Origin of the sequence: Desulfoluna sp., from assembly GCF_030145185.1 — a bacterium.
Taxonomy (GTDB): Bacteria; Desulfobacterota; Desulfobacteria; order Desulfobacterales; family Desulfolunaceae; genus Desulfoluna.
This window is the reverse complement of the sequence record NZ_JAQYWB010000120.1, coordinates 1-9,607: the sequence shown is the minus strand read 5'-3', so window position 1 is coordinate 9,607 and position 9,607 is coordinate 1. Positions and strand designations below refer to the sequence as shown.

Sequence of the window (9,607 nt, the reverse complement as noted above, 5' to 3'; positions counted from 1 at the left end):
TGATAGCATGTTAATATCAATCGGTTGCTCGAACAATGCTGTCCCCGAAATATATCGGTGTATTGCTTTCAAAGCGATGCAAGAGGAGAAGTTGCACCTCACAAGATTTTGATTATATAAATAATCAAGACAAATAACCGATATATCCTGGGAGGTGCACATGCCACTATACGTTGGAATTGACCTACATTCAAACAACATGTTCGTTGCCATAATGAATACTGACGAAGAACTCCTCTTTCAAAAGAGGCTGTCAAATGATGAAACTCTCATACTCCAAGAACTTTCACGCTATCCAACAGAAGAGATATCCATCGTTGTCGAGTCTACTTTCAATTGGTACTGGCTTGTGGATTCACTCATGAGTCATGGATATACAGTTAAACTTTCCAATCCGGCGGCCATGATTCAGTATTCGGGGCTCAAGCATACGGATGACAGATCAGATGCCATCTGGCTGGCGCGGATGCTCAAAATGAATTTGATCAAAGAAGGCTATATCTACCCTAAAGAGAATCGGCCTATCAGGGATCTCATGAGACGGCGTATGATGTTTATTCAGCAACGAACCCAAATGATTCTCTCTTTAAAAAGCCTGGTTCACCGGGAACTCGGCCAGCGAGTGTCTACGAACATGATCCTCGGAGAACGCAAGCCCTTGCCAATCAAAGAAATGTTTCATGACGATGACCTTCTTTTTACGGCAGAACGCATGTTGTCGGTAATCTATGAGCTAAAAAACAATGCGAAGCAAATTGAACGACGGGTTGAGAAAAAGCTGAAGCTAAAAAATGAATTTCAGAACCTTACGACCATCAACGGAATTGGCCCTATCCTTGCCCTTACTATCATGCTTGAAGTTGGCGATATAAGCCGTTTTAAGACGGTAGGTGACTTCTCCTCTTATTGTCGATGTGTGTCATCACAAAGGACCTCAAACGACAAAGTGAAGGGCAAAGGAAATAAAAAAAATGGCAACAAGTATCTGGAATGGGCCTTTGTTGAAGCGGCCAATTTTATAAGGCGATTCAATACCAATGCTCAGCGGTTCTATCAAAAGAAAGAGGCTAAAACCAACGCGATCGTTGCAACCAAGGCTTTAGCTCACAAAATTGCAAGAGCCTCTTATTACATCATAAGAGATAATGTACCCTTTGATGACGAGAAGCTGTTTAACTATTCTCCGCCTGTTAACTCTTAGGCCCTCCTCGCCAAGGTTACCTCTGGAGCCCGCAGCTATCAAGGCCAAGCCTCGCTTCGCTCGGTGCTTCGCAGCCTTGACAGCTACGTTCTCCAGAGGTCAGGGGCGACAGGAGGTCTAAGGAGAAATATGATACTTCGTATCCTATAAACACTGGGGTGGTGTGGTAGCCCACATAGGGGTTGGAATAAAACCACCAGGTTTGATTGGCACCGCATCACCCCTTTGTTTTTGCTCTTTTTATTTCGATCTGCCCATGCCGTGAACCAATAAGGGGTTGGTTAAAAACCACTAGGTTTGTCATTTATTTTTGGACACGGTATGGCACTGGATGATTTCTGGGGCGCAAATGCGCCAAGGGCCGCAGGCGATGCGTAGCTTCTCCTGCACTGCCTTAATCCCGATGGGTGACTGGTGCAGATTGACTCTGCAACCGATTTATTGAAACTTCAGGCGCAAAATCCGATATAAAAAAAGCACTTTGTAACTACCTTTATTGGTGACTCAAACAAAAAGACTGAAAAGTTCAACTTTTCGGAGAAGAGGGTGTTTTTTCTCTTTACAAGATATTAAATGGGTGACCCCTTCTCTCCCTTCTCTCACCCTACCTTCCCTCCCTCACGCTGTCGGCAACGCGTCCCATAAGGGTGCCTGAACGCCGAAGCCTTTTTAACGCCTAAATCCCCAATTTTATAGTTTTTACGTTCGTGTTTTTCATGCCTTTCGTGGTTGAAATGTTTTTTAAGATTTTTTAAGAGCCTTTGACCACGAACCACACGAAAATCACGAACAGGGAAACCGACGATGTCAGCCACCAGCGCACGGCTTTTTTTATAATAGACTGAGCGCAGCGACTCCTCGAACCAAGAACCAGGAACCAAGCACCAAGAACGCTTTTCCCTTTCGCCTTTAGCCTTTCGGAAAGGGGGTCACCCCTACACATATGACAAAACCAAATTTTAATATAATTTCAAGGCCTTTAAAAACAAGATAAAAGACAATAAGGGCAGGAAAAGTGGAAAAAAAGCGTGATTGCGGAAAAGTTCGACTCAAGCCGATAGACGTAAGCCGCCATATTTTTTGGATTTTTTATATTTTATCAGATGTGTAGGGGTGACCCCTTAGCTCCTAGCTCCTGTCAATTGTAGCCGTCTCTTACAGCCTGCTCCATGGCCGACAGCTCTTCATCGGTCAGAAAGTCAAAGTGAGCGGATCTTTTTCTTGCGGAAAGGCTGCCGTTGTTCTGGAGGCACAGTTGGATGAACAGGTCAATTAAGCGGTCAGGCATATCAATGATGTCCTGTATCGCCTTCTTTGTAGTGTCGTAGTTGACCAGAAAGCTGAGCTCCTCCACAAGCTCTTCTTCGATCGTTTTGGTTACAAACTCGTATAAGGCTTCTGACTGAGATGTCATATCCATATACTGATACCAGCATGCGGTATCATTCTCGACGGTCATTTGCCCCATTTCATCCAGCTGATAATCGATGAGTTGCAACAATGGCCGGGAGAACGCTTCCAGCGATGCATCGTAATCCACCGGATTCTTAAACATGACAGCCGAAACCGGGAACATGAGTCCGCGTGGTACCATCTCCTGCAGCGAAAGAATGTTGTGTATCAGAAACCGATGGATTCGACCGTTCCCATCCTCAAACGGATGGAGAAATACAAAACCATAGGCAATTGCCGCCGCATGAATGACCGGTGATACATTTCCCGCTTTCATCCGTTTATGGGAATCGATCAGGCCTTCCATCAGGCTTGGCAGATCATCAGGTTTTGGGCAGATGAAATGTATAATCTCCTTCTGATAGACAACCGTCTGCCCAATGTAATTCTGACTCACCCGATAGTCGCTATCCTTGAATCGCGGGTCAACGATGCGGTTCTGAAGCTCTATCAGTTTTTCCTTTTCACAGAAGTCTTCCTTCTCCGCAAGCTCAAGCGATGTAATGAATTTTTCAGTTCGGGAGGTATTGGGCTTTATGTGCTCGATTTCAAAGGATGACTTTGTCTCCTTGTTATAAAGGTAGCTCAGTGCCCGGCGAAGCAGTTCCGGTGGATATGCGGTGACAATATCCTCACACCTTTTTCGCAGGTCGGATGAATCCAGTTTGGAAAGCTTTTCGGTCCTCCTGACGACAGGACAAAAGGTTTTTGGACCAAGGAGGTTGTTTACAATGCGGTGGCGCGAAGATTTTTCCCCGTTCTGAACGGTGTAATAATCTTTAGCTTCCAATGCATCGACATAGTTTCCAGAATTCAGGTCATCGACAGGTAGTTGCTTTCCGGTCAGAAACTCATAGAAAAACCAAATCCTACGAGCATACTTCCCGGTTGGTTTGGATTTGATGTACTCGGTGAACTTATCCTGAGAAATCTTTTCAAAGATTCGAGCAAGCAATCCCAAGTTGATCCCGTCATATTTCAGTGCAAATTCAAGATGGCCACCGACCTTTTCCCCCGGCCAATATTGGGTTCTGAAAACTTCTTCTACAAACCCGTCCTGAATCTTTGAAAAGTGAGTGCCTGTAGTCGAAACCGATGAGCTGTGCCAGTTAGGCACACCTGCGAGTGCAATTTTTTCCAGCAAGTATGCGTAACCTGCCGGTCGAAAATCAAAAACGTTTATTTCCATGGGCAAACCTCACAAAATTATTATTTCACTGCAAATATAATTACAAATACAGCTCTGTCAACAAAAATAGTTGCATAAAATTATATGGTTGTAAAAACGATTGTCGATCCGAGTGGATTTGGGGTGCCCCTGCAAAAATCATTATTCTGTTGCAAAAATAGTTATGCAAAGGAGTCAGACCTACACATCTGACAAAATGTGTTTTTCACATATATTCAACAACTTTCGTATATCCTTATCATCACCAGCCAAAACATGAAACCGTCTGCACATCTGTGAGACAGCAGACTCCCCCAAACCGAAGGGTTCTCCGATCACTTTGAGTGTCGCCCCGGAGTATCGTTTCATGAGATAAATTTTCAACTTACGGGCTAACTTGTCTTCTTCCACAGTCCCATCAACAGCACGTGAAATGGTCTCAAATGATGGCCTGCTCTCAAGGGCCCGGAGAGCCGGCAATTCACGATCACTGCGCCGCCCTTCAAGGTATTTCTTGCTGATGCCTTCAATAAATGACTCAGGCCCCAGAATCGTCGATGCCGACGCCTTTTCCAGCGGACTCGATTCATGCCGCCGGTTTTTGTCCGAGACAAACCTCTCTCTTCTGCGGCCTCAACCATGGCTGCCCTTACAGGGTTTAAATGGATATACCGCGACAGCTCAAGTGCATAGTCGTCCTTAAAAACCAGATACGCCTTATAGCGTCCCTGGAACAGGTGGCCGAACCGTTTCCTTTTGACATTGAAATACGTGGTGTAGGAGCTGTTGATGTGCTTCATGATCTGAGGAAGGTTGGCATCAGGGGTCTCGATGAGACAATGATAATGGTTGGTCATCAGGCAGTAAGCATGAATAATCGCGCCATAGCGTTCATGGGCTTCGCCGAGATATTCCAAGAATTTTTCTCGGTCCCGCTTGCTCTTGTAGATGTTCTTTCGCTCGTTCCCTCGGGATGTCACATGGTAAAACGCCCCGGGAAAGGTGATCCGTAAGGGTCGTGCCATGGGTTTGCCTTTGCTGTGGAGGATGATAAGTGGAGTTTATTGATTCAACCCCTTGGATGTAACTTGTTTTATTTTAGTGGTTTTTTGTGTTTTGTCAGATGTGTAGGTCTGACCCCTTCTCCTCATACCGCCCCGCAATCTGCCCACTCCCATCCACCAACTGCCCCACGTTCCCATTGGCATCACAGGCCAGATAATAAACATCCCCCTCCATCACCTCAGCGACCAAGCCTCCCACGCCCCCGGCCCCCTGAAGACTCTGGCTCAAATCCAGCCCCCAGACATAGGACTTTAGAACATCCCCAGCCCCGTCGGTCTCGGCGACAAGGTTCCACCCGTCGTAAACAAAAAGCGTCGTGGTCTCATCACCCCAAGCCCCTGCCGTATAGACGGAAATAACCTTCTTGACCCGCCTGCCCATGTAGTCATAGGCAAAGGCAAACTTCATATCGCCCTCGGCAGGCGCACTGGGATAGAAGGCAACCAGCCGGTTCTCTCCGTTCCACTCAAGGGTATTCCCGTCCCAGGCGGTCATGTTGCCGTCGGCATCATACCGAAGACTCTCCGGCACAGAATCTTCGGTGATGGATGCGTACTGGTTCAGGTCATTTGTAACATAGCTTTTCAGAACCTGCTGGGCCTCAGGCCCCCCTTCCGTAGCGTTTTCCCTGTTGCCAATGGGGTCATAGGCAAAAAGCCGGGTTTCGGGATCTACGGGCGTTGTTAGATCTCCCGTATCGGTCCCCTTGTAGCGACGAGACTCGGTCACTTCGTTGCGGTCGTTGTACCCCCATTTTGTAAAGGCAGCCTCGGCAAAAGCAGCCCCGGAGTTCTTCACAGCACCACGCCTGCCAATCTCGTCATAAGCATAGGTATAATTGGAAACAATGCCGACGTCCCAGGTGTTCTCCACGCTGGTTTTCAGGTTCCGCTTGGGCTCGAAAGCATAGGTGGCGGCAAAACCTTTACCGGTAAAGTATCCGCCAATCAGCTCAGAATCCTCAACCCGGCCGTAGGTCACGGTGTCGGCATGGCCGCCTGCGTTCCAGTCCAGAGTCTTGAACCTGCCATTCTCGTCGAATCCGTAAGTAATGTCATACCCGGCACCAAGGGCAAAACCGTTGCTTCGTCCCTTGCCGTCGTATGTTCGCGTTACGGTCTGATTGATGAGGCCGGAGGTGGTTTCGGACTCCAAGGCCAAAAAATCGTTGTAGGCGAAGCTGCGAAAACCTACGGCATCACTGATTCCCTTCTGGCGGCCGAGGCGGTCGTAGGCAAAGGTAATATCCTGGATGTCGTCGCTGTAGTCGATGGTTTTCAGCTCACCGGTGGCGTCATCGTAGATGTAGGTGGTGGTCAGGTCGGATCTGGCCCAGGTGCGGGTGTGGAGCTTACCGCCGGTGGTGTAGGTGTACGTGGTGGACTTGCCAAGGGCGTCCTCTTTGGCGGTGAGGAGGCCTGTGGTGTCATCGTAGTGCCAGGTGGTCACGTCACCCGTTGCCGAATCAGGAAAATTTTCGCCATTCCAGCGCTGCTCGGTGCGGTAGGTGGTCATGGTCTTCATGCGGCCTTCGGCGTCGTAGGCGTAGGCAACCGGGTAGGTGGCGTCGCCCCAGGTCTGAACCACTTGACCTTTGAGGTTATGAGCGGTGCGGACGGTTTTCTCCAGGGCGTTGGTTTCGGCGATTTTCATCCCGGTTGCCGGGTCGTAGGCAAATTTTTGCCTAAAGCCTGCGGCGTCTTCCACCCAATCCACACGGCCTTTTTCGTTGTAATGGGTGATGGCCGTGCCGGTGCGCGGGTCTGTCACGGAAACTCTTCGACCCAGGGCGTCGTAATCCAAGGCGGTGGTAAGGCCCGTGGCGCTGGTGGCTGAGACCACAAGGCCGTATCGCGAAACACTCACCTGGTCTGTATCGGAAAAGGGAGAATCCACGACCTGCGTCACGGTGTCGCTGCTTCGATCCACCACGGTTTTTGAGACGGTCTCATTGCCATGGATGTCGATGGAGACCGAATGGGATGCCAGATTTTCGCTTAAACCGGTGAGCCGGTTTCTGCTGGTGGAGACGGTGGTTTGGGCATCGCTGCCCTCTTCGGCATAGACGATGCTGGTGGACTCTTGCCACCAGGCACCCTCCACCTCTTTGGCGAGGGTGTCAGGCAGGGGGGCAGACCTACACATTCAACAAAACTAAATTTTAATATAACTTCAGAGCTTTATAGAACAAGATAAAAGACAATAAGGGCAGGAAAAGTGGAAAAAAAGCGTGATTGCGGAAAATGTCGACTCAAGCCGATGGACGTAAGCCGCCATATTTTTAGATTTTTTATATTTTGTCAGATGTGACCCCTTCTCTTAATCCTTTTCACAGGCAACGTTGACAGCGATGAATATTTCCGGCTGGCGGACCTTATTGAGGTCCGCCCCGGCATCCATCGGATAGAGATCAAACAGCCACGGGATCATTTTTCGTTAGAGGGCCAAACTATTGGGTGAGAGAGTGGGTACACATTGAAAATGAGAGAGAAACGGATTATCAGAATGGCCCAGTCACGACCTTCTGATTTCCAAATTAAGCCAGTGATCAAATTTCACACTTGAGGCCTATGTCGTACTTTTCATCATCTCCTGATCCGATTTTGTGGCACCATGCCACCTTACATTGGTTGATGGAACAGAAATTCACGGTTTTCACATAAAGGTCTGTTCCGGGTTCCATGGCTGTGTCGGATTCAAAGCACATGCCGTCGTCACTGAAATTACACATCATGGCATCATGGTAGTGGTCGTCAGCCGCATCCGTGTACACAACCGGGGTGTCGAAATCATGTCGCTCCTGGTGTCTCTTGTTGTCTGTCTTTTCCATACTCTCCCCCTCTCCCCAAACGGAGGGAATCACTTTAATGCCCTTTCAGGTTCAGGTGCTCATTTTGTAACCCATCCCTCCTTTTTGCTTTCTGTTTTGGACGACGCTCCCAGGGCAAAAAGGAGCATCGTCCAATAAAAAACCTACCGTACCGGTAATCATTCCCTTGATATTTCGCGAGGCCACGTTACGAATACCATGTCAGGTGCACCCCGTTTTATGCACGAAATATCAGGGGTCAGACGCCTGCCGCCGCAATAATCTCCGGTACAAGCTCTTCCTTGCCGATCGCCATAATATGAACACCTGCACAGATCTTCTCTTCACTGATCTGCCTGATCATGCGGCCGGCAATCTCTATTCCCTTTTTCAAAGCCCCGCCCTTGGGGGCTGATGCCATTTCGTCAATCAGTTCCGGCGGGACGGACACACCTGCGATATTCGCGTTCATAAAACGGGCCATGGGTGCCGAGGTGAGGAGTATAACGCCTGCAAGCACCTTTACCGGAAACTGCCCGGCATAATCCATAAACGAGGTAAACTTTTCCATGTCGAACACCGCCTGGGTCTGAATGAATTCCGCCCCGGCCTCAATTTTCTTCTCAAATTTTATCAGCTGCGGTTCAAGGGGATTCGCTTCCGGTGTCACGATAGCCCCGGCACAAAATGAGACCCCGCCATCCAGCTCGCCTCCTCCTAAGTCCTTTCCCTTTTCCAGGAGCCTCACCGCCGCGACAAGCTGACTCGAGTCAAGGTCAAACACCCCCTTGGCCTCCTTGTGATCGCCCAGCATCACCGAATCTCCCGTCAGGCAAAGGACGTTATGGATCCCCCTGCTGTGAGCGAACAGGAGGTCGGCCTGAAGCGCAAGCCTGTTGCGATCTCTGCATGTCATCTGCAGAATCGGCTCCCCCCCCATCTCCTTAACAAGCAGGGCCGCCCCCAGGGAGGGGAAACGCATCACCGAGCTCTGATGATCCGTAAGATTCATGGCATCCACCTTATCTTTCAAAAGCTCGACATGGTGAGCCATCTTCTCCAGATTTGTCCCCTTGGGCGGTGCAACCTCGCAGGTAATGACAAATTTTCCCGAATCGAGTGCTTTTTTAAATAAGGAAGCCATAACGCTTATTTCCTTTGGCGATTGTAACTGTTCGCATAGAAAATTTAGAAGAAGCACGAAGCCTGTGGCCATAATGATTGCTGAAGCCCAGCGCCCCTTCGAACCAAAAACTAAGAATGCCCTTCTTTTAGTCCCTTAGCCTCCATCGATCAGGCTTCTTGCGAAGCAAGTTCCTTGAACGAAGAACGCCGAACCAAGAACCAAGCACGCTTTTAAAAAAGGCTATCCAGCCCAATCTACTTCAGGCTGCTTATATAACGAAAACATCCCGCCACGCGACAACACGTAGGGTGTGCTTGCGCACCATTTTTCAATAAAACCAACACCTTTTGCCATACCTGGGCGGCGTTGGGGATATCTGGGCATGGGTTTTCTTGGCTGTTACGGTTAACCGCGGTGCGCAAGCACACCCTACCCTCATAGCCCCAAAATCGTCGGTAACGCGTTACATAAGGGCTACTTTGCTCCGAAGTCTATGAAGGCTTACGACGTCAGTCACCAACGCACGGCTTTTTATATAATAGACTGAGCGCAGCGTTTCCTCGAACGAAGAACCAGGAACCAAGAACTATGAACGCTTTTCCCTCAGGGAGATCCATTCATGGGCATTCGTAGCCGTTACGGTTACCCGCGGTGCGCAAGCACACCCTACCCTCACACCCCCAAAACCGGCGGTAACGCGTTACATAAGGGCGACTTTGCCCCGAAGTCCATGAAGGCTTACGACGTCAGCCACCAACGCACGGCTTTTTATATAATAGCCTGAGC

At 49.0% G+C, this 9,607-nt stretch carries 6 protein-coding genes; 1 reads left to right on the top strand and 5 read right to left on the bottom strand.

The features are described from left to right. Nucleotides 1-160 precede the first annotated feature (160 nt). Nucleotides 161-1,201: an IS110 family transposase gene (locus Q1Q75_RS21760; protein ID WP_300675181.1), complete on the top strand. Its 1,041-nt coding sequence runs from the start codon at nt 161-163 to the stop codon at nt 1,199-1,201. A gap of 1,138 nt (nt 1,202-2,339) precedes the next feature. Here the strand turns inward: Q1Q75_RS21760 and Q1Q75_RS21755 are convergent. From Q1Q75_RS21755 to Q1Q75_RS21735, 5 genes are all read right to left on the bottom strand, one after another. Continuing rightward, nucleotides 2,340-3,842, bottom strand: coding sequence for a Fic family protein (locus Q1Q75_RS21755; protein WP_300675179.1), 1,503 nt, complete (start codon nt 3,840-3,842; stop codon nt 2,340-2,342). Between the two features lie 371 nt (nt 3,843-4,213). Continuing rightward, complete coding sequence (locus tag Q1Q75_RS21750) at nt 4,214-4,846, bottom strand: transposase (RefSeq protein WP_300675177.1); 633 nt, start codon at nt 4,844-4,846, stop codon at nt 4,214-4,216. A gap of 94 nt (nt 4,847-4,940) precedes the next feature. Then, nucleotides 4,941-7,031, bottom strand: coding sequence for a hypothetical protein (locus Q1Q75_RS21745; RefSeq protein ID WP_300675175.1), 2,091 nt, complete (start codon nt 7,029-7,031; stop codon nt 4,941-4,943). 403 nt (nt 7,032-7,434) lie between these two features. Further along, the gene (locus Q1Q75_RS21740) at nt 7,435-7,716 is read right to left on the bottom strand and encodes a PilZ domain-containing protein (protein WP_300675173.1); all 282 of its coding nucleotides are present in this window, start codon (nt 7,714-7,716) and stop codon (nt 7,435-7,437) included. 238 nt (nt 7,717-7,954) lie between these two features. Further along, complete coding sequence (locus Q1Q75_RS21735; protein ID WP_300675171.1) at nt 7,955-8,839, bottom strand: methylenetetrahydrofolate reductase; 885 nt, start codon at nt 8,837-8,839, stop codon at nt 7,955-7,957. Between the last annotated feature and the right edge of the window lie 768 nt (nt 8,840-9,607).

Bases quoted from the DNA above. Each gene is read 5' to 3' on its own strand.
- Q1Q75_RS21735 (WP_300675171.1), bottom strand. From the start codon at position 8,839: ATGGCTTCCTTATTTAAAAAAGCACTCGATTCGGGAAAATTTGTCATT.
- Q1Q75_RS21740 (WP_300675173.1), bottom strand. From the start codon at position 7,716: ATGGAAAAGACAGACAACAAGAGACACCAGGAGCGACATGATTTCGAC.
- Q1Q75_RS21745 (WP_300675175.1), bottom strand. From the start codon at position 7,031: ATGTGTAGGTCTGCCCCCCTGCCTGACACCCTCGCCAAAGAGGTGGAG.
- Q1Q75_RS21755 (WP_300675179.1), bottom strand. From the start codon at position 3,842: ATGGAAATAAACGTTTTTGATTTTCGACCGGCAGGTTACGCATACTTG.
- Q1Q75_RS21760 (WP_300675181.1), top strand. From the start codon at position 161: ATGCCACTATACGTTGGAATTGACCTACATTCAAACAACATGTTCGTT.
- Q1Q75_RS21750 (WP_300675177.1), bottom strand. From the start codon at position 4,846: ATGGCACGACCCTTACGGATCACCTTTCCCGGGGCGTTTTACCATGTG.